The organism is Rhizobacter fulvus (assembly GCF_964020785.1).
In genome coordinates this window covers 5592259-5618406 of sequence record NZ_OZ224516.1, presented here as the reverse complement: position 1 = coordinate 5618406, position 26148 = coordinate 5592259, and the positions used below count along the sequence as shown (strand labels likewise).

General features: G+C 66.5%; 21 protein-coding genes and 1 tRNA gene. 13 read left to right on the top strand and 9 right to left on the bottom strand.

The genetic code is table 11. The features are described from left to right. The first annotated feature begins 294 nt into the window (after positions 1-294). The 13 genes from ACWH49_RS26570 to ACWH49_RS26510 all read left to right on the top strand — a co-directional run bounded on the left by ACWH49_RS26570 (position 295) and on the right by ACWH49_RS26510 (position 15147). Positions 295-1053 carry a Crp/Fnr family transcriptional regulator gene (locus ACWH49_RS26570; protein ID WP_448174177.1) on the top strand — a complete coding sequence of 253 codons (759 nt, stop codon included), beginning with the start codon at positions 295-297 and terminating at the stop codon, positions 1051-1053. 30 nt (positions 1054-1083) lie between these two features. Then, a complete protein-coding gene (locus ACWH49_RS26565) occupies positions 1084-3120 on the top strand; it encodes a UDP-N-acetylglucosamine 2-epimerase (RefSeq protein WP_448174176.1) in 2037 nt (678 codons plus the stop codon). Continuing rightward, positions 3060-3734 (top strand): XrtA/PEP-CTERM system exopolysaccharide export protein, encoded by a 675-nt coding sequence (locus tag ACWH49_RS26560; RefSeq protein WP_448174175.1) that lies wholly within the window; start codon positions 3060-3062, stop codon positions 3732-3734. Before ACWH49_RS26565 ends, ACWH49_RS26560 begins: the two co-directional genes overlap by 61 nt. A gap of 5 nt (positions 3735-3739) precedes the next feature. Next, a complete protein-coding gene (locus ACWH49_RS26555) occupies positions 3740-5299 on the top strand; it encodes a TIGR03016 family PEP-CTERM system-associated outer membrane protein (protein WP_448174174.1) in 1560 nt (519 codons plus the stop codon). Positions 5300-5306: 7 nt separating this feature from the next. Next, positions 5307-6188, top strand: coding sequence for an XrtA/PEP-CTERM system-associated ATPase (locus ACWH49_RS26550; RefSeq protein ID WP_448174173.1), 882 nt, complete (start codon positions 5307-5309; stop codon positions 6186-6188). A 502-nt stretch (positions 6189-6690) separates the two neighbouring features. Further along, positions 6691-7965 (top strand): fibronectin type III domain-containing protein, encoded by a 1275-nt coding sequence (locus ACWH49_RS26545; protein WP_448174172.1) that lies wholly within the window; start codon positions 6691-6693, stop codon positions 7963-7965. 117 nt (positions 7966-8082) lie between these two features. After that, entirely contained in the window at positions 8083-9492 is a 1410-nt protein-coding gene (locus ACWH49_RS26540) for a hypothetical protein (protein ID WP_448174171.1), read from the top strand. A gap of 174 nt (positions 9493-9666) precedes the next feature. Next, a complete protein-coding gene (locus ACWH49_RS26535) occupies positions 9667-10611 on the top strand; it encodes a beta-1,6-N-acetylglucosaminyltransferase (RefSeq protein ID WP_448174170.1) in 945 nt (314 codons plus the stop codon). A gap of 14 nt (positions 10612-10625) precedes the next feature. After that, the gene (locus ACWH49_RS26530; protein WP_448174169.1) at positions 10626-11807 is read left to right on the top strand and encodes a glycosyltransferase family 4 protein; all 1182 of its coding nucleotides are present in this window, start codon (positions 10626-10628) and stop codon (positions 11805-11807) included. Between the two features lie 16 nt (positions 11808-11823). Then, positions 11824-13071: a hypothetical protein gene (locus tag ACWH49_RS26525; protein ID WP_448174168.1), complete on the top strand. Its 1248-nt coding sequence runs from the start codon at positions 11824-11826 to the stop codon at positions 13069-13071. Further along, positions 13068-13961, top strand: a complete 894-nt coding sequence (locus tag ACWH49_RS26520) for a glycosyltransferase family 2 protein (RefSeq protein ID WP_448174167.1) — start codon at positions 13068-13070, stop codon at positions 13959-13961. Before ACWH49_RS26525 ends, ACWH49_RS26520 begins: the two co-directional genes overlap by 4 nt. A gap of 30 nt (positions 13962-13991) precedes the next feature. Further along, positions 13992-14972 carry a hypothetical protein gene (locus ACWH49_RS26515; RefSeq protein ID WP_448174166.1) on the top strand — a complete coding sequence of 327 codons (981 nt, stop codon included), beginning with the start codon at positions 13992-13994 and terminating at the stop codon, positions 14970-14972. A 100-nt stretch (positions 14973-15072) separates the two neighbouring features. Continuing rightward, positions 15073-15147, top strand: a tRNA-Thr gene (locus ACWH49_RS26510). A gap of 6 nt (positions 15148-15153) precedes the next feature. Here the strand turns inward: ACWH49_RS26510 and ACWH49_RS26505 are convergent. The 9 genes from ACWH49_RS26505 to ACWH49_RS26465 are packed head-to-tail and all read right to left on the bottom strand — an operon-like array spanning position 15154 to position 26143. Continuing rightward, a complete protein-coding gene (locus ACWH49_RS26505) occupies positions 15154-16608 on the bottom strand; it encodes an MBOAT family O-acyltransferase (RefSeq protein ID WP_448174165.1) in 1455 nt (484 codons plus the stop codon). Positions 16609-16632: 24 nt separating this feature from the next. Next, complete coding sequence (locus ACWH49_RS26500; protein ID WP_448174164.1) at positions 16633-17403, bottom strand: polysaccharide deacetylase family protein; 771 nt, start codon at positions 17401-17403, stop codon at positions 16633-16635. Positions 17404-17431: 28 nt separating this feature from the next. Then, positions 17432-18817: an O-antigen ligase family protein gene (locus tag ACWH49_RS26495; protein WP_448174163.1), complete on the bottom strand. Its 1386-nt coding sequence runs from the start codon at positions 18815-18817 to the stop codon at positions 17432-17434. Between the two features lie 49 nt (positions 18818-18866). Then, on the bottom strand, positions 18867-19871 hold the full coding sequence (locus tag ACWH49_RS26490) for an acyltransferase family protein (protein WP_448174162.1): 1005 nt from the start codon (positions 19869-19871) through the stop codon (positions 18867-18869). Then, positions 19868-21721 carry an asparagine synthase-related protein gene (locus ACWH49_RS26485; protein ID WP_448174161.1) on the bottom strand — a complete coding sequence of 618 codons (1854 nt, stop codon included), beginning with the start codon at positions 21719-21721 and terminating at the stop codon, positions 19868-19870. Before ACWH49_RS26485 ends, ACWH49_RS26490 begins: the two co-directional genes overlap by 4 nt. Positions 21722-21753: 32 nt before the next feature. Then, the gene (locus ACWH49_RS26480) at positions 21754-23253 is read right to left on the bottom strand and encodes an arsenate reductase/protein-tyrosine-phosphatase family protein (protein ID WP_448174160.1); all 1500 of its coding nucleotides are present in this window, start codon (positions 23251-23253) and stop codon (positions 21754-21756) included. Next, entirely contained in the window at positions 23250-24497 is a 1248-nt protein-coding gene (locus ACWH49_RS26475) for a hypothetical protein (protein ID WP_448174159.1), read from the bottom strand. Before ACWH49_RS26475 ends, ACWH49_RS26480 begins: the two co-directional genes overlap by 4 nt. A gap of 4 nt (positions 24498-24501) precedes the next feature. Further along, the gene (locus ACWH49_RS26470; protein WP_448174158.1) at positions 24502-25395 is read right to left on the bottom strand and encodes a glycosyltransferase family 2 protein; all 894 of its coding nucleotides are present in this window, start codon (positions 25393-25395) and stop codon (positions 24502-24504) included. A 13-nt stretch (positions 25396-25408) separates the two neighbouring features. Then, positions 25409-26143, bottom strand: a complete 735-nt coding sequence (locus tag ACWH49_RS26465) for a ChbG/HpnK family deacetylase (protein WP_448174157.1) — start codon at positions 26141-26143, stop codon at positions 25409-25411. Between the last annotated feature and the right edge of the window lie 5 nt (positions 26144-26148).

The window sequence follows — 26148 nt, the reverse complement described above, 5'->3', positions numbered from 1 at the left end:
CGCGCCGCGCTGCGACGGCTCGGCCGTACCGGGCGTCAGGCGCATTCGGCGGATACGCGCGCTAGGAATTTTCCGAATGAAGGGCGAGAAGAGTTGTTTATCCCTAGGGGACCTGCGAAGAGAAAGTGGGCGGTAGTTCCGATGTTCAAAATGTTTCGCCGATAGCAAGCTGGCAACAACTGCCCAACAGCGCGACCTCATTCCATGAACAACTGCCTCGCCGACTTTGGACCCGCCGCCGACTTTCCCACGTTCGTGACTCCCGGGAGAACCCCATCCCCCACGAGCACGACGATGGGCGATCTCTTGCGCTTGATGGGCGTGCGGGAGTTCGCTGCCGGCGGCCTGCTCGACCTGCCCGTGCCAGTTCGTCGGCTGCGAAGCGGCGAGACCCTCTTTCACGAGGGAGCGCGGGTCGAGTCGGTGCACTTCGTCAGGAGCGGATCATTCAAGATCTTTCACACCGAGCGGGATGGTTATGAACAGGTCCTGGGCTTCGCCGGCCGCACCGCCATGATGGGGTTCGACGCGTTGTGCCTCGACGATCACCCGAACGAGGCGATCGCACTGGAAGAGTCGACGACCTTTGTGCTGCTGGTGCGCGACTTGTTCGCCCATTCGGAGCGCACTCCTGCGTTCGGTCGTGCGCTTCACATGCTGCTGAGCAGCGCGCTGGCGCGGCAGAGCGAGCATGCCGATGTGATGGCGGCGGTGTCTTCGGAGGCCAGGCTTGCGCGGTTCCTCCTGCACTTGTCGCGCCGCATGGCTGCCGATGGCCAGTCGCCACGCCGGTTGCTGCTACGCATGACCCGGCGGGACATCGCCAGCTACCTTGGTGTTGCGCACGAGACCATCAGCCGGTCGTTGAAGATGATGGCGGCGTGGGGACTGCTGGATGTCGACAACCGGGAGGTCGAGATCCTCGACATCGCCCGCCTGCAGGCGTTCTCTCAGGGTGCGCGGCGCCAGACCGACGACGGAGCCGGTGAGCGTCGCAGGACGCACGGCGCCGCGGCGTGGCGGCCCGTGCCCGTGCCCTGCGCGCGGCCGTGACACGAATCCACGGCCGGACGTGGGCTGCCCATGTACGAGAGGCATTTCGGTCTGGAGGCCCCGCCGTTCCGGCTGAGTCCCGACCCGGATTTTCTGTTTCCCGGCTCCGGCCATCGCGAGGCGATCGAGGCGCTGCGCCACCTCTTCGAGGATCCGCGGCCACTTCTGGTGATCGACGGCGATCTGGGCGCCGGCAAGAGCACGATCCTGCGCTTCCTGATCGCACAGTGGCGGGCCGAGGGCGTGTCCGTCGGACATCTCGCGAGCACTCAGCTCGATGCGGCCGAGATCGTGACGGCCGTGGCCATCCAGTTCGACGCCGTTCAGGTGGGCGAGGCGCCGACGGATTCCGGAGAACGGCTGCTGCAACGCTTCCGGGGGTTGAACGGGGGCCGTGCGGTGCTCGCGATAGACGAGGCGCAGAACCTGTCGCCGCAGGCGCTGCACGCCCTGGTCGCCCTGACAGGCCTCGCCGAGGACACGCGGGTTGCGCTCAGGATCTGCTTGGTGGGGCATCCCGAACTGCGCGCCAATGTCGCCCGCGCGTTCGCGGCAACGCTGGACACCCTGACCCAGCCGATGTGCCACATCGGCGCGCTCGGACCCGGGCAGACTCAGGGCTACGTCGAGCACCGTCTGCGCAAGGTGGGGTGGGCGGGTGTGCCGTCGTTCCAGGCGGCGGCGTTTGACGAGATCCAACGCGTCACCGAAGGTATCCCGCGGCGCATCAACGTGCTGGCCAACCGGCTGTTGCTGGCGCAGATGCTGGCCGGTACCACGTGCATCGACGCGGCCTGCGTCGTCACCGTGGCACGTGCGTTGCGATCCGAAACCGACCACGAGCGGCCGGGCGGGGCGTGGCGCGTCGCGCACAGCGCGGCGCCGCAGCCGGCCCCCCGGCGCGGCGGACTGATGCTCGTGGCCGGCGGGCGCAGCGACCATGTCAAGGCTGTGCCACTGCTCCTGGCGCTCGAGGCGTGCGCTGACCTGCCGCCGCCGCACCTGTTCAGCGCATGCGGCCGCCAGGGGTGGGAACTGAATCGGCAACTCCACCGGTTTGTCGGGCTTGCCACCGAGCCGATGGAGTCGAGCGCCGACGTGCCGCTCGAGCTGGACGAGTTGTCGACCCGGTTCGAGGCGGCGCTGGCGCGGCACGAGCCGGACGCGGTGGTCGTGTTCGACGGCAACGCGCGCTCGCAATGTTGCGCATCGATCTGCCGCGAGCGCGACATGCCGCTGGTTCACGTCGGCAGCGATCCGCAGGGCGTCGCGGAACTGTTCGACCCGGGCGCACCGCGGGCCGCGATCGCGCGCTTCGCCGATCTGCGGTTCCACTGTCAGCCGTCGGGGATCATGACCGACGCAGACGTCACGTCGCGCACGGTCGATCTGGGCAACCCGCTCATCGATGCGGTACGCCTTGCGCTGGAGATGGAGATGCGCGATGCCGAACTGGCCAACCCGGCGATCGGCGCGGCGCTTCTGGATGAACGTCGTGGCTACGGCGTGGTGGCACTGAAGGCCTGGGACGACGACGCGACCTCGCGCCGCTCGCAGGAACTGCTGACGCTGCTGCGGGAGGTGAGCCGCGACCTGCCGCTCGTGTGGCCGATGCGACGCGCGAATATGGCGAATCCTCAGCTCGCGCGCATGCTGCAGGGGTGCCACGTGATCTGCGTCGAGGAACTGGGCCATTCGGGATTCGTGAGCCTCCTGCGCGACGCGACCTGCACGCTGACCGATTGCCTCGACGTGATCGAAGAGGCCGCTGCGCTGCACGTGCCGGCCATTTCGCTCGGCGCGCGTCATGTCGGGCAGGCCGCGGACGGCGGCTGGCTGAACGATGCCGAGACCGACCGCAGCGTGGCGCGCGTCACCCGCGCGGTCTGGCAGATCGTGTTCAACGGCGGGCGCGAGGTCGACACGCCGCCGCGCTGGGATGGTCACGCTGCGCCACGCATGGCCGCATTCCTGTCTGAGTGGCTCGGCCTTCTGGAGAGAATCAAATGGACACCTTCACGTTCGCCCGCAATCCCCTCGAAGCGCAGCGCGCCGATCGCCGGATAGCCGGCAGACGGCGGGCGCTCCTGGTCGTGCCGGTGATCGCGCTCGGCGCGGTCGCCGCCTGCTCGACCCGCCCGTCGTACCCACCTGCGCCCCAGGCGGTCGACGCACCGAGCCTGCGCTACAAGATCGGCCCGCTCGACACACTCAACGTCGTCGTCTGGCGCAACCCCGAGCTGTCCGCAACGATCACGGTGCGTCCCGACGGCATGATCTCGATGCCGCTGGTCGAGGACATGCAGGCGGCCGGTCGCAACCCGGCGGACCTGTCGCGCGATGTCGAACGGGCACTCGGCAAGTACATCCGCGAGCCGGTGGTCAGCATCGTCGTCTCGACGTTCCAGGGGGTCTATTCCGATCAGATCCGCATCGTCGGCGAGGCTGCGAAGACGCAGGCCGTGCCGTACCGGCAGAACATGACGATGCTCGACGTCATGATCCAGGTGGGCGGCCTGACCGATTTCGCCGATGGCAACGGCGCGATCCTGATCCGCGGCGCCGAGGGCGGCAAGCAGTACAGCATCAGGCTGAAGGATCTGCTGCGGCGCGGCGACATCTCGGCCAACGTCGCGATGATGCCCGGCGACGTGATCATCGTCCCGCAAAGCTGGTTCTGAGCCGCGTGGACCCGCGCCGCTCACGCCTCGTGTGCGAGGCTGTCGCGATCGCCTGGGGCAGTGTGCTGCCGGTCGCGATGGTGCACGCGCAGTTGACGCTGCCGGCAGAGGGCGAGGCGAGACAGTCGCCACCCGCGATCCTCGAGGTGAGCAGCCAGATCGGCGCGACGGACAACGGCCGCTTGGACCCCAAAGGGCAGGAGCGCAGTGACGTCATCCTGTCCGTCCGGCCGCAGCTGCGGATGTCGCGGCGCAGCGCCGCGATGAAGTTCGACCTGGACGCCGCGGTCACATTGTTCGGATATACAAACGGCTCGCAGCAGGGTGGGGCGGTGCCCGACCTGCGCGCGTCGCTTCAGTCGACGCTCGTGGATCGTTGGTTGTACCTGGACGCCCGTGCCCACATCCGGCAGTCGGAGGCGGACGAATTCGGAACGCGCGCCTACCAGGGAAGCGATGTGAATCGGCGCATCGAAGGCATCTACCAGATCAGTCCCTACGTCAACCGCGAGATCGCACCCAACACCACCGTGCTGGTGCGCCACGATCTGGGTCTGACGATCCACGCCGCGGGCAACTCGGCACGACTGGTGACGAACCAGTCGCTCGCGCGCATCGAACGCAAACCGACACCGATCGGCGGGTCCCTCGAACTGTCGCGCCTGGACACTGAGACACGTCGCGAGACGCGTAACCGGTTTACGCTCGAAAGCGGGCGCGCGCAGGGCAATCTGGCCTTGGCCGAGGATGTCGTGCTGGGCGCGATCGTGGGCGTGGATCGCAGCCGGTTCTCGGGCAGTGACTACACCGACACGCGCTACGGCGCCGCGGTGCAATGGAATCCCAGCCCGCGCACTGAGCTGGCGGGCGAACTCGAGCACCGCTTCTTCGGGTCATCGGGCAACGTCGTGTTGCGCCACCGTACGCCGTCGATGTCCTTCTCGCTGAGCGCGAGCCGGCAGCCGGTGCTGGTGACGAGTTCGTTCGGAATGCGAAGCGGGGCGGATATACGCAACTTTCTGGATGCCATCCTGACGACCCGCTTCCCCGATCCAGCGACGCGCCAGGGCGTCGTCGACCAAGTGGTGAACAGTCGCGGTCTGGACACCCGCAGCGCCGGTGCCGTGAACATCATTGCCAACTACCCGCAGCTTGTTACGAGCGTTCAGGTGGACTGGACTTGGCTGAGCGCGCGGAATGCCGCGTCGGTGATCCTGTACGCCAACACGGGAACGCAGCTCTCCCGCGACGGCGACCCGCTGACGTCGTTGACCCCTTCGAAGACCGACACCCGACAATCCGGTGGGTCGGTCCAGTTCAGTCGTCGACTGACGCCACAACTCTCGGCGAACCTGTTCGGGCGCTGGTCGACGGTCAAGGGACTTGCCGCCCGCGAGGGCGATGTCAGCGACGAGCGCACGGTGCGGCTGTCGCTGCAACAGGCACTCTCGCCGCGAACCAGTGTTTCGGCGGGCGTCGGGCACACGCGATTCAGGACGACCGTCGCCTATCTTCACGACTACGGTGCGACACTTGCGTTCGTCGGCATGAGCCATCGCTTCTGAGTCACCGATGTTCGAGTCCCACTACGGGTTCAGCGCGCCGCCGTTTCAGCTCAGTCCCGATCCGAGCTTCTACTTCGCGAGCAAGGGCCACGGTCAGGCCTTGTCGTACCTGAAATACGGGGTCTACCAGCGCGAGGGCTTCATCGTCGTCACCGGCGAGATCGGGTCCGGCAAGACGACGTTGGTGCGCAAGCTGCTGGAAGACCTGGATGCTGCCGACGTCGTCGCGGCGCAGGTCGTCAACACGCAACTGGACACGAACGAACTGCTCCAGGCGATCTGCATGGCCTTCGGCGTGCAGGCCGCCGGCTCCTCGAAGGCGCAGATGCTCGGGACGCTCGAGGCGTACTTCACCGCGCTGGCGGCGAATGGCCGCCGCGCGCTGCTCATCGTCGACGAAGCACAGAACCTGGGCCTCAAGGAAGTCGAGGAACTGCGCATGCTGTCGAACTTCCAGCTGGGCAACCAGGCGCTCATGCAGACGTTTCTCGTCGGGCAGCCGGAACTGCGCAAGATGTTGCACTCAGCCTCGATGGAGCAGCTGCGGCAACGCGTCATCGCGTCGTGCCACCTCGGGCCGATGAGCGTCGGCGAAACGCGTGGCTACATCGAGCACCGGCTGCGCAAGGTCGGATGGGTCGACCGGCCGCAGCTCGGCGAGGTGGCGCTTGCTGCCATTCATCGGCGCACAGGCGGCATCCCCCGGCGAATCAACGTGCTGTGCACCCGCGCGCTGCTCGCCGGATGGCTCGCGGAAAGCCAAGAGATCACGCCCGAGAATGTGGCCGAGGCCGCGGCCGAACTGGGCGCGGAGCTCGCCGGTGAGGACGCAGCGGAGAGCGCGAATCGGCCGCCGGAGCGATCAGCGACTGATCGTCTCCCCTCGTAATTGCTCAGAACTGTCACAAAGCGCGTCGGCGACATATCCCTAGAAATACGTATCCAGGGGTGTTTGCGCCGACGCTTTAGGGCAACCTTGTTTCAAGTGTGTTGCCGAAGCGCCATATCGCGTCAGTCGATCTGACGAAGTTCACGCATCGCCCCCGTGCCGAACCGCCGGCCAAGCGAGTTGTGGCGCAACCGCGTGTAAATACCACTTGATGTAACTGCGCGCTCCCTGACCTGATTGACGCATTCTGTATCGAGGGTCGGGTTCAGCACCGGCCCAATACATCCGAGACAACCGACTCAGACCGGTTCGTCATGGTCCCGATGAAGTTCTGTCAGGGACACCTCTGAAGCGAAGCCCACGTTCCACGTCATACCGACTTTGGTCGGTTCGCTCCTTCCGAGGCACCGCATCCCAGTCGCTCGAGCGCCAGCTCGGCGGAGTGGCTTTTACTCAATTATTCATCGACCCTATGCAACCTGACTTCATTCATCGCAAGGCCTTGCTTTCTGCCCTGATCTCCACTGTGTTCCTGACGGCCTGCGGCGGGGGCGGTGGCGGAAGCGGCGCCGCCGATCCGGCCGCCGAGGCGGCCACTGTCGGCAGTTCGGCGCCGACCGGCGACGAGGCCCAGCCGACAGCGAAGGCCCTCGCCTACACCGGCACCACGACGGCCACCGCCTCGACAACGGGCCTGCTGCTCGGCTCGAACGTTGTCCAGTCGGGCGTGGACAAGAACCCCGCGGGCACGGCCGAAGCGTTCCAGTTTGCCGCCGGAACCACCGGCACCGCGGACACGCTGAACGTGTACCTCGACGCCGGAAGCACGGCGACCCGCGCTGTGGTCGGCGTCTACGAGGATGCCGCCGGCGCTCCGGGCCGGTTGCTGACCAGCGTGGTGTCGGACAGTCCCAAGGCGGGCGCATGGAACGCGATCCGGTTGACGACTGCGGTCAACGTCGTGGCCGGGTCGAGGTACTGGATCGCCGTCCTTGCCCCTGTCGGCTACGGCACGCTGCAATTCCGCGATGTCGCCTACGGCGGCGGCGCCACCGTGACGACGCTGGCCACGAACCTGACCAGCCTGCCCGGCAACTGGGCGGTCGGTGCGAACTACGCCAATTCCCCGGTGTCCGCTTATCTGTCGAGTTCCGCTGCACCGGCACCGGCACCTGCACCTGCACCTCCGGCGACCACGACGACCTGGACCCAGATCGCGACCGAAGGCCAATCGCTTTCGATGAGGGGTACCGCCTTGGTCCGGTATGGGTACGGCTCGTCGTGGGTCGCGAAGTCGGTGACGAATTCAGGGAAGTGCACGAACAGCTTCTTTGGAACTGACCCGCTTCCGGGCACCAAGAAGGTCTGCCAGATACAGACTTCGGCACCGGCACCGGCACCGGCACCTGCACCTGCACCGGCACCGGCACCGGCACCTGCACCTGCACCTGCACCTGCACCTGCACCTGCACCTGCACCTGCACCTGCACCTGCACCGGCACCTGCACCGGCACCGGCACCGGCACCTGCACCGACTGCAAGCGCAACAGTTTCGTGGGATGCGGCGGTCGGAGCTGCGAGCTATCGGGTCTACTACGGCACGGCCTCGCGGACGTATTTGCAAGCGCTGGGTGGCGGAGTGTCGGCGGGCTCCGCCAGTTCGCTCGCAGTCAGTGGTTTGACGGCGGGGCTGACCTACTACTTTGCGGTCACTGCCGTCGATTCCAACGGGAATGAGAGCTCGTTGTCAATCGAAGCGAGCAAATTGGCGCAGTGATGCGCAATGGTCTTGCCAAAGGCCTGCTCGGGCGCCGCTTGGCGAGTGTAATTTCGAACATCTGGCACCCCGCCGAGGGCGGGAAGAGCCTACAACTTATTGTCTGGAACAACTGACATGTCACAACGAACCCTGCCGTGGATGCCTGCCGTTGCAGCACTCGGCGTTGCTGCAACCCTCTTCGCGACGCCCTCATGGGGCGCGACCCGGAACGTCACTTGCAGCGGAGACATCACGGCTGCCATGAACGGCGCCATCTCGTCGTCGGTCGACGGCGACATCGTCAACATCAGCGCCGGCTCGTGCAGCATGAGCCGGCTCAACAGCATCAGCGACAAGAACATCACGATTCAGGGGGCCGGCAAGGCGTCGACCCTCATCACCGCCAACAGCGGATTTGGCCAGATCGTCAGCAATGGCTCGAAGAGTCCGAAGTGGAAACTGAGCGGCTTCAAGCTGTCGGGCACCACGAGCAACACGCAGGCCATCGTCGTGTGGGCGGATGCCGCCGCATCCTGGCGAGGGCCGTTCCTGATCAATGACATCGAACTGTATTACCCCAACAATACCGGCCAGGGCATGGCAATTTTCGGCCCGATTTATGGCGTGATTTCGAACTCCAAATTCACCAATTACATGGAGAGCGCGATTCTCACGGGGCTGCAACTCACCGATTCGCTCGAGTCCGGTGCGTCCGCCAACTCGCTGAAGGGCAGCTACGCCGCGTCCCTGGCCTATCGACCCGGGGCATCGGACTACCTCTACATCGAGAACAACACCTTCGTCGGCACGTCGTCGGGCGGCATCGCGGCCATCGACACCGGCTACACGGGCGGGCGCATCGTGTTCCGCCACAACGTATTGCAACGCGCGACGCTCTACTCGCACTGGACGACCGGCGGCAACTGGAACACCCTGTGGTGGGAGGTCTACAACAACACCTTCATCTGGGACGGCAACTCCGGCTACCAGCCGATGCGGATGCAGGGCGGTGGCACAGGGTTGATCTACAACAACACGATCAGCGGGTTCAGCAACAACAACATCACCATCGGCGAGGACAGGCTGACCCGCGGGTCCTCTCCGCTCAACACCTGCTCCGGCGCCAATTCGTGGGATGGCAACACGGATGCCTCTGCCCCGGGCTGGCCGTGCCTCACGCAGACCGGACGCGACGCGGGCAAGACGATGGCGCAGATCCAGGCCGGCAACAAGCAGGCTTCGTTTCCGCTCTACCTGTGGAACAACGGTCCGCAGGCGAAGTGCTCGAACCCGAACGCCTCGAGCTCGACTTGCGATAACTCGTTTAGCGTCGACGCGCTCAATCCGGCTTACTTCAAGAGCACGGCTCACAGCACGAGCGGGTTCGGAAATGGCGATGTCGATTGGTGCAAGAACACGGCGCAGCCCGCGAAGTGCGGCACTCATAACCTGACGTACACGCCGTACGCCTACCCGCACCCCCTGACGACGGGCGGCAGCGCGCCCGTGGTCCTGAGCCCGCCGTCCAACGTTCGCGTGCAGTGACGGACAGCGTGCTCGCGGATTGCGATTTCTCGTCGCACCCCCGAACCGGGCGGCCTAAGATCGGCCGCTCTGTCTGCACGTCGGTGGTCTCGAGACCGGCGGGCCGGACCGCCCCCTGCCGAATGGCGCGCTTCGGGCGGCGGCGTCGAGTCAGACACCGCGGGGGGAATGACGATGAACATTGCCTATCTCATCATGGCGCACTCCAATCCGCGTCACCTCCAGGCCATGGTGGAAACGCTGTCGTGCGAGGACTGCTCGTTCTTCGTTCACATTGACAACAAGATCGACATCGGCGCGTTTGCTGAGATCCGCGGGCCGAACGTCTTCTTCATCAAGAACCGCCTGACGATCTATTGGGCGGAATACTCCCTGGTGGAGGCGACGTTGCGGCTGATCCAGGCGGCATTGGACAGCCCGCAGCGCCCCGACTACCTAGTGTTGCTCAGCGGAAGCGACTTCCCGTTGCGTACCAAGGAATACATTCATCGATTCTTCGATGAACACCGCGGGCGCGAATTCATCAGTGTCGTCGAGGTTCCCAGTCGGGAGGGCGGCATACGGCTCTCCCACATCAATGTCCTGCGCGTGCCCGCCGCCCGCCCCGTGCTCCGTTTCGTCGTGCGCTCGCTGGCCAAACTGGGTTTCGCGCGCCTCGACTACCGAAAGGAGCTTCGGCACATGGCGCCTTATGGCGGAAGCCAGTGGTGGGCGCTGTCCAGCGAGGCCTGCCGTTACGTTGTCGACTTCGCGAAGGACAACCCGGACATTTGCCGGTTCTTTGCCAAGACCTCGGCACCCGACGAGACGTTCTTCCATACCGTCTTGGCGAATTCCAGGCTGCGTCCCAGGATTTCGAGAAGTGTCATGTACGAAGACTGGCACCCTGGCAGCCCCCACCCCGAGATGATCGGCGAACGGCATCTCGCCCACTTTCGGGCACATGACAAGATCATGGCGAACGATGTCTTCGGAACGGGAGAGCTGTTGTTCGCTCGAAAGTTCTCCGATGCCACGCTGCCGCAGTTGAAGCAGTTGACCGAGATGGCGGGGCGTCTGGAGCGGTTCGATGCATCCCCCGCGGTCGCGTTGCCGGCCCATGCGCTGGTGTCTCCGTGACGAGCCGAATCTGCATGGTCGCGCACTCGTTCTACGAGAGCGACAACCGGATCATCCGCTATGCCGAGTCCCTGGCGACCCGGGGCGACGAGGTGCACGTCATCGCACTGCGCCGCAGGCCGGACCTGCCGGCGGACGAACTCAGTAACGGGGTGCATGTCCATCGCATCCAGGACCGCTATGGGAAACGGGAAAGTTCCAGTTGGTCCTTCCTGTGGCCGCTGTTACGTTTTACGCTCGCAAGTTCGCGCTGGCTGGGCGCACGCGGGAGGCCGCGATTCGACGTCGTCCACGTGCACAACATTCCGGACTTCCTAGTCTTCGCTGCCTGGTCCGCCAAGCTGCGCGGCGCCAAGGTCGTCCTCGACATCCACGACATCGTCCCCGAGTTCTTCGCCAGCAAGTTCGGCGTGGGGAGTGATGCGCCGATCGTGAAGGCCCTGCGTCTCATGGAGAAGGCATCGGCGGCAATGGCCGACCGGGTGATCCTGGGCAATCACCTGTGGGTGGAGAAGTACGCGTCGCGCTCCGCATCGCGGGGGAAATGCACCGCCATTGTCAACCACGTCGACGAGAAGGTGTTCCGTCCGCTGCCGCGGCAGCGGGTCGGCAGCGAGCCCCGGATCGTCTTCCCCGGCGGACTGCAATGGCACCAGGGTCTGGATATCGCCATTAGGGCCTTCGCCGTCCTGCGCCGCAGCTTGCCCGACGCGCGCTTCGACATCTACGGCGACGGCAACGTGAAGCCGCAACTGGTGGCGCTCGCGGCCGACCTGGGGCTCGAGGGCGCGGTGCGTTTCCACGAACCGGTGCCGTTGCGCGCCATCGCGCAGATCATGGCCGACGCCGATCTCGGCGTGGTGCCCAAGCGGGCCGATTCGTTCGGCAACGAGGCTTACAGCACCAAGATCATGGAATTCATGTCGGTCGGCGTTCCGGTCATCGTGTCGGACACACGCGTCGACAGGCATTACTTCAACGACGAGGTGGTGCGGTTCTTTCCCTCCGGCGATCACGAGGCGCTGGCCGCCGCGATGCTGCAGATGCTCGCGGAGCCGGAGCTACGGCAGCGCCAGGTGGCACGGGCGCGCGACTACGTGAGCCACCAGGGCTGGTCGCGCCATCAACAGGACTACTTTGACTTGATCGATGCGCTCCTGGCGGTCGATGGAGTGGCCGTGGGCCTAGGGGGCTGAAGGCGTGGAGAGGACCGTGCCCCTGCCATCGTCGACGCGAAACACCGAGCGAGCGAAGGCGCTGGCGGGGGTCGAGCGCCGCCTCGTGGAGAGCTTGGATCGGCTCGAGGCCTGGGTACTCGCCCACCGCTACCGCGCGTACGACCCCGGCGACGGGCAGATGTCCTTTCTGCGTCACCTGACATTCGGAAGCCTGCCGCTGGAGCGGGCGCTGACGGCGGCCGTGCTGCGCACACCCCTGAACATCCGTCCGCTGGTCGGCATCCGGCCGCACACGTCGACCAAGGGCATGGGCTACATGGCCTGGGGCCATGTGCGCCGCTGGCGTGCGCTGGGCCAACCAGCCGACGCGGAGCGCGCGCGGTACTGCCTCGAGTGGTTGATGGAACACCGATCACCGCGCCATGCGGCGCCGTGCTGGGGCAACGAGTTCACGTTCACGACCCGGGCCGGCCGCATTCCGCGCGGGGAACCGACCATCGTGTGGAGCGGTTTGATCGGCCAGGCGTTCATGGACGCCTTCGAGTCGCTGGGCGATCCGCGTTACCTCGACGTGGCGAGGAGCACGTGCGAGTGGATCATGTCTCTGCCGCGCGAACGCACCGACCGGGGGTCATGCCTCAGCTACGTCGACTTCCAGCAAGTCTCCATCCACAACTCGAACATGCTGGGGGCCGCACTGCTCGCCCGGGTCGGCGCAGCGACGGGCCGGCGCGACTTCCTGGACCTGGCCAGCGAGGCCATGGAATACAGTTGCGCGCGGCAGAACGCGGACGGTGCCTGGTTCTACGGCGAGGCTGCGAAGTATCACTGGATCGACAGCTTCCACACCGGCTACAACCTCGACAGCCTGCGCCGCTGCGGCGATGCCACGGGAGATGGGCGCTTCGACGCGGCGCTCGACCTCGGCTACGCGTACTTCCGCGACACGTTCATCGAGGCGGGCGGAAGGCCGAAGTACATGAACGACCGCGCGCTGCCGACCGACATCCAGTGCGCGGCGCAGTGCATCGACACGCTGGCCTATTTCTCGGACCGCGATCCCGCGTCGCTCGAACTCGCCATGCAGGTTGCGACCTGGACGATGGATAGGATGCAGGCGCCGGACGGTCACTTCTACTACCGCGACCTGGGCTGGATGACGATCCGCACGCCGATGTTCCATTGGGGCCAGGGCACGATGTTCAAGGCGCTCGCCCACTTGCTGACGCGGGTCCGGCTTTTCAAGGCCGAGCCGGCGGCTTCCGTTACCGTCGCGGCATGAATACGCGATCCGCGCTGCGCCTCGTGCTCGTCACGCCAGCACGCAACGAGGAGAACTACATCGACGCGACGATCCGCAGCGTTGCTGCGCAGAACCGTCGGCCAATGCGCTGGGTGATCGTGAGCGACGGTTCGACCGATCGCACGGACGAGATCGTTCGCGCCGCGGCCAGCGAGCACGACTGGGTCGAGTACCTGCGCATGCCCGACCACCGCGATCGCACGTTCGCGGCAAAGGCCGTCTGCTTTAACGCGGGCTTCGAACGGCTCAAGGACCTGGACTTCGACGTGGTCGGCAACCTGGACGCCGACATCACCTTCGAGCCCGACTACCTGGCATTCCTGCTCGAGCGCTTCGAGGCGCTGCCGCAACTCGGCGTCGCCGGCACGCCGTTCGTCGAAGACGCCGACCATCCCGGGCGACACACCTACGCCCATGGCGGGGCGAACCTCGAGCATGTCTCCGGTGCGTGCCAGTTGTTCCGGCGCGAGTGCTTCGAGGCGGTCGGTGGCTACGTGCCCGTCAACGGCGGGGCCATCGATTGGATCGCGGTGACGACGGCGCGGATGAAGGGCTGGCAGACGCGGACCTTTGTCGAGAAGACGAGCCGGCACCATCGCAAGCTCGGCACGGCCGAAAGTGGTGCGCTGAAGGCGCGTTTCCACTACGGGGGCAAGGCCTACTACGTGGGCGGCCATCCGCTGTGGGAGCTGCTGCGCGGCGCCTTCCAGATGCGCACGGCACCCTACATCCTGGGCGGGCTCTGGTTCATCGCCGGCTACGGGTGGGCGGCGCTGACGCGCACGCGTCGCCCGGTGTCCGCGGAGCTGATGGCCTTCCACCGCAACGAACAGATGATGCGGCTGAAGCGTCTGCTTCGACTGGCATGATGGCGACCCGGCGAGAGCCACATCACGACGATGACCATGGCCTACGGTGAGATCAGCTGGCGCGGGCGGACCCTGCGGGTGCCGGCGCAGCACGTGGACGGTGCGCTCGTCGTCATCTCCGGGCGCGCTGTGCGCACGGCGACGGTACGCGACGAGGAATGGCTCGACGAGCTGCCGATCCGTCACGCGGCGAGCTTCGTGGACCGGTTGCGAGCCAGTGGGCTGCGCGCGGACGTGCTGTCGTTCGGCACCGGCCCGGCGCCACTCGAGTCGGCGGTGTCCGTGCCCGGTGCGGTTGTCGAGGCGGACAACGTCGCCGTCATCAACACCAGCGACTTCAAGGCGTGGTGGGACGGGTTGCCGCAGGAGGCGCGCAAGAACACGCGCCGGGCCGCGAAGCGCGGCGTCGTCGTGACGGAGGCCGTCTTCGACGATCGACTGGTCCGGGGCATCAAGGGCATCTACGACGAGGCGCCGATCCGCCAGGGTCGACGCTTCTGGCATCACGGCAAGGACCTCGCGACAGTTCAGCGCGAGAACGGCACCTACCTCGACCGCAGCACCTTTCTCGTCGCCCGGCTGGGCGACGAGATCATCGGTTTCATCAAGTGGGTGCGCGTCGGCAATGTCGCGCGGATCATGCAGATCCTTTGCCTCAATGCCCACCAGGAAAAGCGGCCGATCATCGCGTTGATCGCCAAGGCCGCAGAGGTGTGTCACGCGCAAGGTCTGCACTACCTCGTCTACGGCAAGTACACCTACGGCAAAAAGGGCGACTCGAGCATCACCGAGTTCAAGCGCCGGCTCGGCTTCACGCAACTCGACTACGCGCGCCACCATGTGCCCTTGAACGCCTGGGGTCGCGTGGCGCTGGCGCTGGGCCTGCACCGTGGCTTTGTCGGGCTCATCCCCGCACCACTGCTGCAGCGTTTGCTCCAATGGCGTTCCGCGTGGTACGTGCGCAAGACCCGCAATGCGGGTGCTGCGGCCGCGGCATCGGCGGACGACTGAGAAGGCAACTTCGCGCGTCGTTGCGAAATGTGGTGCACCGATGCGCCGAAACTTGGATTGCGGAGGTGTGCCGCTCGCCCCCGTGGATAGAATGAGGCGTGCCGGTGTAGCTTAACGGTAAAGCAGCCAAATTGTTTTTGGCAGTTGGAGCGTTCAATTCCTTCCGCCGGCTCCACCAGACTCAAAACTGGAAGTAGATGAACTGGGTCTTGCGGTAGACGCCGAACATCACGATGCCGAGCGCGACCGACGCGTAGGCCGACCAGCGCAGCGGCGTCGCCAAACGCGCGAACAGGTCGGCGATCGAGACCCGGGTGTGGACGTACTGCAGCACTTCTAGCAGCACGATCGCGCCGACTGCGAGCGGCATCTGGCGCATCAGAAACTGCTCGGTCCCGATGCGGCTGACATCCCAGTTCTGTCCGACGTGGGTCAGGATGTACCAGCCGCCGGCCATCGTGTCGGCGCGAAAGAAGATCCAGCCGACACAGACCAGCGCGAAGGTCGCCAGCACCGATGCAGCCGCCCGCAGCGGCGAGAGCGCGGTTCGTAGCGCCTCGGGCAACGCGCCGCCGAGTCCCGAGCGCGCGAGCAGCGCGTTCTTCACGTGGCTGGCGACGAGGTAGACGCCGTTCAGAGCGCCCCACAGCAAGTAGGTCCACGCGGCACCGTGCCACAAACCACTGATCGAGAAGGTGAGCAGCAGGTTGGCGTAGTGGCGCGGCCGCGAAACGCGGTTGCCGCCGAGCGGGACGTAGACGTAGTCGCGGAACCAAGTCGACAGCGAGATGTGCCACCGACTCCAGAACTCGGAGACCGAGCGCGCCGCATAGGGCCGGTTGAAGTTCTCCATCAGCCGGAAGCCGAGCACTCGCGCCGAGCCGATCGCAATGTCGGAATAGCCGGAGAAGTCACAATAGATCTGGTAAGCGAAAAAGATCGTCGCGATCGTCAGCTGCAACCCCGTGTGCTGATCCGGTGCCGAGTAGACATCGTTGACGTACAGCGCGAGGCGGTCCGCGATCACGAGCTTCTTGAAGAAACCCCAGGCCATGCGCTTGAGGCCACTGACGACACGGTCGTACTCGAACCGGTGCTCGACATGGAACTGGTGCAGAAGGTTCTGCGGTCGTTCGATCGGCCCGGCGACGAGTTGCGGGAAGAACATCACGTAGGTCGCGTAGGTGACGAAGTCGCGCTCTGCCTTCTGACGGCCGCGGTACACCTCAATGACGTAGCTCAGGCTCTGGAAGGTGTGGAACGACAGGCCGATCGGCAGAATGATGTGGATCGTCGGGCCGGTGAGCTGCCAGCCGAACAGGCCCGTCAACCCGATCGCGTTGTCGATGAAGAAGTGGAAGTACTTGAAAACAGCCAGGATGAGGCAGGTGACGACGACGCTGAGAATCAGGAGTCGCTTGCGCGGGGCGCCCTCGCTGCGCTCGATCCAGATCCCGGCGACGTAGTCGACGACGATCGTCACGGCCAGGATGAGGATGTAGACCGGGATGAATGCCATGTAGAAAATGCAGCTCGCCACCAGCAGGTGGAGCGTCTGCAGACGGTGCGGCAACCAGAAATACAGTAGCGCAACGACCGGAAAAAATATCGCGAACTCGAGCGAGTTGAAAAGCATCGTATGCCGCCGGTCTGCAAGTTGTCAGGCAAGGGCTTCGCTGCGAAGCTGTTCGCAGGCGGCCGACACGGTCAGCACGCGCGAACCCGAAGCCACCACGCGCTGAACGATGGTCTCGAAGAAGGAGGTGCTGCAGCCGAACGCTGCGTCGCCCTCGGCGATGTCGTGTGCCGCGAAGATCAGCCAACCCCCCGCTTCGGCGTTGCGGTCGATCAGCGCGGATACGGAGTGCAGATCGACTCTCGCACGACGGTCGATGAAGCAGGCGTTCAGCAGGTTGAGGTCGGTGGTGCCGGTGTTGAAAGTCTGACCGCCACCGCGGCAGCACGCGAAGCGCTTCGCGAGCGCGGGCTTCACCGCCGCCGTGGCGCCGCTCTTGGGATAAGCGAAGCTGTGAAACGTGTGTCCGGGCAGGAGGTCGTGCAAGGCCGCCCGGTTGCGGTCCACCGAGGCGATGTAGTTCTCGGGCGTGGTAGACCAGGCGTCGTGGTGATCGAAGGTGTGGCAGCCGAGCTCGTGCCCACCCGCGACCGCGCGTTCCAGATCCTGCGGCTCGGCGATGGGGCCGAGTTCGCCCGTCGTCGACAGCAGGGCGAGCGACAGGTAGTACGTCCCGCGGGCGCCGTGGGCTTCGAGGACGGCCGCACCAGTGACAAGGGCCGTGCGCGGCGCGTCGTCGAAGGTGAAAGAGACCGTCGGTGTGTTCCCAGTCAGTCGCAGGTCGCGACGATGCCGCCGAACGGCCAGCGTGCGCCGCACTTTGCCTGTCGCGCGCTTCATCAACGACTCGAGCATCGTTGTCCTCGTTGAATGGCGTGGCGCGTCATGGCGTCCAGGTCCGCGCCGGTCCGGGCGCGACGGTGCGCGCGGGCTCGTTCAGTCGCGCCCTGAATCTTCCGACTGCGACTTTGTTGCGCGCCGGCGACACGACGATCAGGCCGCACAGGAGCAGCACCCACATGTTGCTGACGCCGTAGAACGCCGCCTCGGTGTAGTTGTACGTGGCTGCCGCGACCACGAAGCACAGCCGCAGGTGGGCGAACAGCGGGTCGCTGCGGGCCAGCGAGCGCGCACTGAACACGCCGTTTGCCAGCAGCAGCACGATGAATGCCACGCCCACGTAACCGAGGTTCAGGTATTGCTCGATGTAGCCGCTGTGCGCCTGCAGAACGGGGGTGCCCAGGCGGGTCCAGATGATCTGCATCCGTTCCCCGGTCCAGAAGCTCATAAAGCCCGCGCCGAGCAGCGGGCTGTCGGCCACCTCGAACAGGATGGCCCACAGGTCGATTCGATTGGTGAGGTCGGGTCGCCGCCCCAACAGCGCAAACACTTCTCGCTTAAGGTCGAAGGCGCTGTCGAGCGCGAGCAGAAGCAGTGCACCGAATACCAGCAGGCCGACCAGCCGCGTCGGGCTGCGTTCGATGATGCCGAATCGGGAAATCCACAGGATGCCGACGACCATCAGCAGCGTGGCCAGCGAGGTCTGGCTGTCAGCCATCCTCAGCAGCCAGGCGACCATCGCGACGAGCGCCCAAAGGCGCCAGCGGCGCGCGCGCTGCCAAGAGCGGAAGTTCTCGCGATCCACCAACACCTGCCATGCGAAGTACACGCCCGTCACCAGGCACAGGTTGCCGAGCGCGTTCTTCTGGTGGCCTATCCCGGTGTACATCGGCGCGCCGTCCGCGTGATAGCCGCGCCCGAGTTCCGGGTAGTAGCGGATGAAGAGCACGGACAACGGCAGCGTCAGGTAGGCCAGCCTCCTCAGCACGAGGCCGAGGGCCTGCAACGGCCGCGGCTCAGTAAGGATCACAAGCGCCATGACCGGGTTGCCGAGGTCCTTGACCCAGCGCTTGAAGCCGACGAAGGGCTCGTCGGACCACAACAGGCTGACCAGGCAGAAGAACAGGTAGAAGGCCAGCAGCTTGTTGTCCGCAAGGAGGCGGCCCCACGGCAGGCGGCGGCGGTATAGAACGATTAGACCGGCGATAAGCAGACCAAAGAACACGGCGCGGTCGATCGGGCTGCCCTCGTCGTACGAGCCCGCCGATCCGGGTCCACCGAGGCTCAGCCACGACGACACGTAGCGCGAGCCCGCCAGGAACATCCAGACCAGCGGAACCCACAGCGCAGGCGACGCATCGGGGTTCTCGCGCGCGTCGGCCCGGAACAGGTGGACGACGAACCACAGACAGACCAGGATGGCGATCACGCCCATTACCACGCCCTTCGCGCCACAAGTCGACCGACCGCGCGCGCGTTCATGCGAACATCCACCGATACGTGCGGTCGATGGCCGAAGACCGGCTCCGCAAGCGCTCTGTCCACACGCACAGCGTCACGGTCGCCGCAGCCACGGCAGCAGCGATCAACACGAAGGTCCCTTCATCCGGGGCAGCGCGCTGGCCGCCGAGCCCGCGAAATACGCACTGGATGAGCAGGATCTGCACGATGTAGGCGGGCAGCGAGTAGCGACCGACCAGCGCGGCCAGTCCCAGCCATCGATCAGGCAACCAGCGCACGGCGTCGTGCATGAACTTCAGCACGAGCGCCACGCCGATGCAGTAGAACACGGGCGAACTCCCGAAGCGGCCGGCAAGCCAGAGTGCCACCAGCAGTCCGAGAACGCTGGCGAGCAGGCTGGCACGCTGCGCGCCGATCAGGCGCTCGGCCAGCACTGGCGTCCCCAGGCACAGGCCGCACAGCCCGACCGGAAGGAAACCCGCGACCGGAGCGCGGTCGGCCGAGCCGCCCGCGAACACCAAGGCCGCAAGCAGCAAGACGCCGGGCACCAGCGAGGGGGCCTTCTGCGCCATCATCAGGAACAGCGGTGCGAGCATCAGCAGGTAGGCAATCGGCAGCAGGATCAAGAACGACGAAAGAAGGCCGTCGCCGCGCAGGAAGATCGTCGCGGCGTTGGCGACGAAACCCTCCGCGCCGAGTTGCGCCTTGGCCGCATTGCCGAAGCCACTCGCGTGGATCGCGAGGTTGAGTGCCGTGAAGATCAGCAGCACCTTCAGTCCGCGTTGGACCAGGCGCAGCGACGTGTCGCGCGGCGCGCGCGCGAAGCGCTCCCACATGAAGCGCACCACCACGAAGCCGGAAATCAGCAGGAACGAGCCGCTGAGGAACCGGAGGTAGCGGAAGGCCTCGGCCCCGGCCGTGGTCGCGATGCTCAGCACGTGGTAGACGACCATCAAGACCACGAGTACGCCCCTGACGCCGTCGAAGGCGCCGTCGCGTGCGGATGACGGAGTGGTGCTCACGAGGATGGCTCTCGCGGGTGTGCAGCCGCCTCGAGGAGCCGTCGCTCGACGAGCTCGAGGGTCAGCGCGCGATGGAGATCGAGCGTGTGGTTGGCCCGGCCGCACGTGTGGGCTTCGACCATGGCGTGCAGAACCCCGGGGGCGAACCAGCGGGACGCGCGAGCGCCCGAATCGAGCAGCATGTCGCGCAGGTAGCCCGCCAGAGGACCGCGATACCAGGCGCGGAAGTGATAGAACTTGTGGCGACCCAGGAACAGCCGTTCGAGCTGCAGTGACGAGAGTGCCGAGTCGATGCTCACCAGCGGGGCGGGCATGCCGTAGTCGTAAGCGTACTCGGCGCGAACGCTGAACTCGCGCAACGCATGGCGCAGACGGTCCGTCCACGCCGTGGGGCCGCAAGTCAGGCCCCGATCGGTGGGCAGCGCGGCCAGTGCGGGCGAGCCGGCGTGGATCAGTTGCAGCGACGGCTCGCGGCTCGCGCGCATGACCGGCGAGGCGCGGAACATCAGGTCGACAAGCCGGTTGTCAAGGAAGGGCGATCGCACCGTCAGGATCGACTGTTCAACCGCCAGGCGGGCGTGGTGGTGCCACGGCACCTGCTTGAACGCGACGAACGAGAGGTCGGAGACGGCACGTTCGGCGCGGTAGTGGGCCTCGGCGCGATCGACCAGGCCGGCGAGGCTCGACTCCAGCAGTGTGCGGTCGAGGCGTCGCGGGCGGAACGCGACGTTGCCGCGCACGATCTCCGAGCCGTAGTTGCCGGTGATGCGGATCGGCGAGATCGCACGCGCCAGCCGGTTGACGTGCACCTCGACGGCGCCCGACACGTCCATCGTCCCGTCGGACGCTTCGATGCAGTCCTCGGCCAGTTCGGGGAAACGGTCCAGCATCTGAGCGTCGGCCGGCAGCGTGTGATGGTCCTGGGACGTCAACGCGGCGATGCGTCGGCCCAGCATGACGTCGTGGCAGTCCCGGTACGGACCGCCGAACGAATAGCAGGGCAGGGCGCCAGGCGCCGCGTTCGCCCAGGCCATGATCATCCGACTGTCGAGTCCGCCAGTGAGCGACATCGCCGGCCGGGAGTCGTCGGCCCCTGGTCTGAGGTACGACGGAAGGATCGTTGCGAAGGTATCGCGGAGTGCCTCGTGAAAGTCGGCGTCGGGCAAGGGCTCACGCTGCTCGAGCCGGCTCGGCTCGAAGTGGCGACGCCGGTCGATGTTGCCGTCGGCGGCGATGGTCCAGAAGGAGCCGGGCGGCAACAACGTGATGCCCTCGAAAAGCGTGCGATCCTGAACCACGCAGCCCAACGAAAAGGTCTCGGCGACGGCAGCTGCGTCGAGGCACCGCGTCCTGGGGAAGAGTCGCAGCAACCCTTTCGCCTCGGAAGCAGCGTAGAGGCCGTCGGGCGTCTCGTGCAAATAGAGCCGTCCAGCGCCGTAGCGGTCGTTGAACAGCATCGACAGGCCGCGACGCCGATCGACAAGCAGGCCGCAAAAGCTGCCGTTGAGGCACTCGAGGAACCCGTCGCCGTGCTCTTCGTAGAGCTGCATGATGTGGCTGGCCTTCGTGGCATCGACCGGGTGGCCACCTCGGCCCAGCGCGGCCAGATGCTCGGGCGCCGTGAACAGTTCCCCGGTGAAGAGGAGCACGACGTCGTGCGAGCCGTTCCAGACCGGCAGGCAGTCCGCGAAGCCGCCGCGGTGCAACGCCCAGCCGGCGTGGACGCCGGCCGGCCCATCCGAGTGGGTGCCGCGCACCTGGTCAGCGTCGTGCGAGAACGCCCCCAGCATCTGCTCGAGTTGCCGGGCCGCATCTGGATGGCGGCTGAAGATGGCAGCGAGTCCGGGCATGTCGATGGTCGGTTGTAGCGTTCGGCGGGCGTTCAGCGCGGGTGCGCTGCGAGTGCCTGTGCTGCGGGAGCGCGGTTCAGCGCGCGGTTCAGTAAGGTCGCAATGCGCTCGAAGCAGCATCGGTATTCGGCGTCCTCCCGGCCGTGCGGATCCGCGATGTCGATCGGCCCGTGTGGCCGGCCCGCCAATGTGGTCAGCAGGTATACGCGCCCGCGCAGTTCGCTATGGCGCCCCAGCAACTCGACCACATGTCGGCGCTCGAAGCAGACGACCGCGTCGAACCCCGGCTGTCGCGCCATCGCGCGGCGCAGGCTGCTCGACCGTAGGCCGCCGGCCGGTCGGCCGAGTGTCTCCTCGACGTAGGAGTCGGCCGCACGGCTCGCGCGGCGTCCGCTCATGCCGATCAGGCCGGCCGAGGCAACGCGCTTGAAGCCGTGGTGGCGCAGCACCTGCTCGGCGACCAGGCTGCGATTGATGTTTCCTTTGCAGACAAACAGCACGGCGTCGCTAGGACGCAGTTGCCGCGCCGAGGCGTTGCCGCCGTGCATGCGCCAGGCCAGCGCACGGGCGCGCATGGTCAACTTGCTCGCGAGATGTGCGAGGTGCCCTATCGCGCGCGCGAGCGACGGCAGCGCGTCTAGGCACCCGGCGCGTGCCGGCGCGGTCGTTGCGCCGCCCAGCACGGCACGGACCGCGCGGACGCCGTCGGCGCAAGCGAGGTCGGGCACGTCCGCCGGTCCGCAGTGCAGGTCCGCGAAGACGGTCCGGCTGCCATGACGGAACAGCTCGACGTGCAGCAATCCGGTCCAGCGCAGGCGTCCGACCAGATTGCGCGCGAATTCGGTCAGTTCGGGACGCGCCGGCGCCGCGAACGTCAATTCGCCGTCGTGCGCGGCCAGGAGCAAGTCCAGCCGCCGCCCCTGCGGCGGCGTCTGCAGCAAGAGGCCCACGCGCGGAAGGTCGTCGCGCAGCTTGTCATCCAGCGCGCGGTGGGTCTCGATGCTCCGCGTGGCGTAGCTCGCGGGTTCGTCGGCATCGATGGCCGCCGCGCGCTCGGGCCGGACGATGCACGGCAGTGCGATCGCGGCGTCAGGCTGAGCGCCCCGCGGAAGATAAGTCGTCGGGAGCGTCCCCAGTCCGAAGGCGGCGGCGAGTTCGCGCGCGGTGAGACGGTTCGTTGCGCTCGCGTACCCGAGGGGCGGCGGGCCGAGCAGTTGGACGTCGGTTGGTGGGTGCCATCGGCCGGAGCAAAGCAGTTCATGCGCCAGTGCGTCGAGCGGCCAGATCGCGAGGAAGCGGCCGACGGCCAGCAGTTCGGAAAGCCGCTGTAGCCACAGTTCCACGCCGTCGTCGACGGCGCCGAGCCACACAGACTCCGAACAATGTTTGGAGAAGTCCGCGAACGAGCGCTGTGCGCTCCATCGCAGCAGTGCCGTTGCATGCCCCGCGCCGCCTAGCCAACGGCACGCGGCGAGAGACGCGGGTGCGTCGCCGCCGACCAGCAGAACCCTGCGAGCATTGCCCGGGCTCATGATCGCCTCGGCTTGGCCACGTTGCGCAGGATCGTGTAGTAGCAATCGCTCGCGAACACGCGCCAGTCATCGCTGCGCCAGTTGTAGAAGCTCCCGCCGGGATGCCGGCGTAGCACGTCGCGCAGCGCGGACCAGAAGCTCGGCCAGTGGCGCATCGCGAGCGAGCGGCGGCCGCGCACCACGAACAGCAGGTGCATGAACTCGCGGCCGAGATTGCGACAGACAACGCCGTCGCGCGGCGCGGGCAGCGCCTCAACAGATGGTGCCTCCCCTAACGCCTGTAGGACGCTCCAGGCGGGGTACTCGAGTTCCAGGCGTCGCGCCAGGGCCATGCTGCCCCAGGCGCGACCGTTGAACTCCACGAAATGCAGCCTGCCGCCCCCGTCGCGAAGGAGTTCGATCATGAACATGCCCCGCCAGCCTGCATTGCGCAGCATCGCTTCGATCGGCCCTTTTGACGCATCGTCCACATGGCGCGAGACGCAGGCGCTCGAGCCCGAGCCATGCGGATTCATCATGCGCAGTCGCCGGTGTGCACTCCAGCCCACCACCCCCGTGTCGGTCATCAATCCGAACACGCCTTCGCCGGTTCCCTCGATGTAGGGTTGGACGAGCAGGGGGCCGTCGCCATTCCAGACGCGCAGCGCGGTGGCGAGTTCGCCGGAATCGGAGCAGATCCAGTTGCGACCCTTGCCGATTTTTGGCCCCGCCAGGTGCACGGCTTGCGCCGGACGCAGAATGAGCGGAAAGCCGAACGGCAGGTGCTCCAGATCGGCCTGTGACTCGGCGACCACGGTCGGTGGCACATCCAGCCCTGCCGCGCGCGCGGCCTCAACTTGGCGTCGCTTGTCTAGCGCCAGGGCCAGCGTACCGTCGCTGCCCGGACCGGAGTACAGCCATCCGGCCTCCCGCGCCGCTCGACCGCAGAGCCAGACCGCGGCGTCGTCCAACGGCAGCAGGACGTGGCGGGTGAAGCCACCGTGCTGACCGATCTCGACGAGAAGGTCCGTCAATGCGCGCTGTGTGAGCGCCGCATCAGTCTCGGGGGGCGGCACATCGTGCAGCGTGACGAGGCGGCTGTGAGACAGCGCCGTCGGGGCACCGCGGCGGGTTACGCCGATCACGGCAAAGCCGGCATCGACGAGGCTCCAGACGACCTCCGGCGCCGCCAGCGCTTCAGCGAATGCGACGACCACAACTGTGTGAGAGTCGCCGCGGGAGGTGCGGGTGGTGGACGCGACCATGGGTTCAGCGGGCGCGCACGGGGTTCATCCTCATCGCGGCGAGCAGGCGGCCCGCGTGGTCGCAGAAGCGGATGCAATACTTCATGAAGACGTGCTGGCCGAGCAGAAGAGCGAACGGCAGCACCAGTGTGTAGGCCGGCAGGGCAACGATGGACCTCGCCAAGAGCGGAACGCGGCCGCCAGGATGCTTGAGGATGTTGCGGCCGCGCAGCAGAGCGCGCCTAAGCATATAGCGTCGCGTCCAGCGCAACGGTGGCACGGTCTCGTAGGTGATCCCTTCGTTACACCAGCGGAAGACGTGACCCAGACGCGTCATCCGCATGAAGAAGTCCTTGTCTTCCCCGCCGGTACCGAACTCCTCGAGGAAGGGCTGTGCCTCGTCCGCCACGATGGCGCGGCGGAACAGCAGATTGCCGGTGCGACTTTCCTCCCACGCCATGACGCGGCCCGTCGGGTGGTCGGGCCGCTCGCAGAAGCCGCCCTTGACTATCCAGGCCGGCGGAGGCGAATCGAAATGCGGGCGTACCGGACCCAGCACGCCAGCGGCGTCGTAGGCCAGGCAGGCGGCGAGCATCTTCGCCAGCCAGTCCGGCTCCGGGAACTCGTCGTCGTCGATGAACGCGACGAAGTCGCCGTGCGCATGGCGAAGCGCTTCGTTGCGCGCGAGCGCGATGTTCTTGCGCGGCTCCTGGCTGTACACCACGGGCACGGAGCGTGTGGCGCATCCGTCCACCACCGCGCGCGCAGAGCCATGCGGATCGTTGTCCGTCACCACGACGGACAGGCCGAACCGACCGCCGGTGCGCTGGCGATCCAGGGCGTCCAGCAGGCGCGCGAGCATCGCCGGGCGCTGGAAGGTGCAGATGCACACGGTGATGTGGGGCAGCGTCGTGCTCATAAGAGTCGACCGGTCAGGGTTGAGGCCGCCGGGGGCTGGGCGCCCACAGCGTCTGCAGCAGCGCCGCGAAGGCGTCGCTCATCAGGTAGTCGTATTCGAGCCGCCAGGCGGGGTGGGCCATCAACTCGACGTCGCGGTCGCGCGCGAGCGCCGCGACCGCGTCGAGACGCGCCGCGCTCAGCTGTTGCGACAGCGAGAAGAACTGGTCCACCAGCAGATGCCGCCTGGCCAGCGTCTGATCGATCAGGGCCCGGTACAGGCGGTTCAGGGCGCTCTTTTGTCCGGGCGCGAACGAGAAGCTGCGCCGCACCCTCACGCCTTCGGGCAGCAGGCGCTGCCACAGCACGTTCGTGCACAGGTGCATGTGCTGGTGGCCGTCGACATGCGCCGGCTCGCGTCCATAGAGCCGCTGGAACTCGGCGAACTGGGCATCCACGACCCGCGCGAAGTCGTCGGCGAGGAAGGGGCGGTACAGCAAGAGCGCGTACTTGCTGCTGCGCAGGAAACGGCAGACGCGCGCATGGCTCGCACGCAGCTGCGGGTGCACATCGGCCGTGAACGGCTCCGACAGGTTCAGGTGCAGCCCGACGCGCAGATCCGCCGCGCGCGCGAGTCCCGCCGCCCGCTCGGAGTCGGCCATGTGGACCATCGCGCTGGCCGAGTCGATGCGGCCGCGCGCGTGGCAGGCCAGCGCGCTGTCCGTATCCTGCGGGCGGCGTCCGAGGTCGTCGGCATTGACGATCAGCATGGTGG

Coding starts and splice junctions, on each gene's coding strand:
- ACWH49_RS26475 (WP_448174159.1), bottom strand. CDS start 24,497: ATGGTCGCGTCCACCACCCGCACCTCCCGCGGCGACTCTCACACAGTT.
- ACWH49_RS26515 (WP_448174166.1), top strand. CDS start 13,992: ATGACCATGGCCTACGGTGAGATCAGCTGGCGCGGGCGGACCCTGCGG.
- ACWH49_RS26520 (WP_448174167.1), top strand. CDS start 13,068: ATGAATACGCGATCCGCGCTGCGCCTCGTGCTCGTCACGCCAGCACGC.
- ACWH49_RS26540 (WP_448174171.1), top strand. CDS start 8,083: ATGTCACAACGAACCCTGCCGTGGATGCCTGCCGTTGCAGCACTCGGC.
- ACWH49_RS26500 (WP_448174164.1), bottom strand. CDS start 17,403: ATGCTCGAGTCGTTGATGAAGCGCGCGACAGGCAAAGTGCGGCGCACG.
- ACWH49_RS26565 (WP_448174176.1), top strand. CDS start 1,084: ATGTACGAGAGGCATTTCGGTCTGGAGGCCCCGCCGTTCCGGCTGAGT.
- ACWH49_RS26560 (WP_448174175.1), top strand. CDS start 3,060: ATGGACACCTTCACGTTCGCCCGCAATCCCCTCGAAGCGCAGCGCGCC.
- ACWH49_RS26570 (WP_448174177.1), top strand. CDS start 295: ATGGGCGATCTCTTGCGCTTGATGGGCGTGCGGGAGTTCGCTGCCGGC.
- ACWH49_RS26485 (WP_448174161.1), bottom strand. CDS start 21,721: ATGCCCGGACTCGCTGCCATCTTCAGCCGCCATCCAGATGCGGCCCGG.
- ACWH49_RS26480 (WP_448174160.1), bottom strand. CDS start 23,253: ATGAGCCCGGGCAATGCTCGCAGGGTTCTGCTGGTCGGCGGCGACGCA.
- ACWH49_RS26530 (WP_448174169.1), top strand. CDS start 10,626: ATGGTCGCGCACTCGTTCTACGAGAGCGACAACCGGATCATCCGCTAT.
- ACWH49_RS26505 (WP_448174165.1), bottom strand. CDS start 16,608: ATGCTTTTCAACTCGCTCGAGTTCGCGATATTTTTTCCGGTCGTTGCG.
- ACWH49_RS26470 (WP_448174158.1), bottom strand. CDS start 25,395: ATGAGCACGACGCTGCCCCACATCACCGTGTGCATCTGCACCTTCCAG.
- ACWH49_RS26465 (WP_448174157.1), bottom strand. CDS start 26,143: ATGCTGATCGTCAATGCCGACGACCTCGGACGCCGCCCGCAGGATACG.
- ACWH49_RS26550 (WP_448174173.1), top strand. CDS start 5,307: ATGTTCGAGTCCCACTACGGGTTCAGCGCGCCGCCGTTTCAGCTCAGT.
- ACWH49_RS26535 (WP_448174170.1), top strand. CDS start 9,667: ATGAACATTGCCTATCTCATCATGGCGCACTCCAATCCGCGTCACCTC.